At 57.7% G+C, this 291-nt stretch carries 1 protein-coding gene; it reads right to left on the reverse strand.

Annotated features, from left to right (window positions below):
* The coding region (locus J0A68_RS22635) for an IS91 family transposase (RefSeq protein ID WP_206580520.1) at window positions 1–291 on the reverse strand (291 nt) is incomplete at both ends.

Genomic DNA, 291 nt, shown 5'->3' on the forward strand with positions numbered 1-291 from the left:
CTTTGGCAAAGCAGGCGACTGTTTGCCAAGCGGCTTCAAACAGGCTGTCATAGACGGCCTTGGGCTGGTACATCGCCAGGGGATTCAGCGTGTCGGGCAGGGTGAACACGACGTGGAAATAGGGCACGGGAAGCAATTCTGCTTCCCGATCTGCCAACCACTTTTCCCGGTTCTTCCCCTGGCACTTGGGACAGTGTCTGTTGCGGCAGCTGTTGTAGCTGATTCGGATAGTCCCGCAGTCGGTGCAGGCATCCACATGGCCGCCCAGATCCGAAGTCCTACAACGCATGA

It is taken from the genome of Algoriphagus oliviformis (genome assembly GCF_017254915.1).
Classification (GTDB): Bacteria; Bacteroidota; Bacteroidia; order Cytophagales; family Cyclobacteriaceae; genus Algoriphagus; species Algoriphagus oliviformis.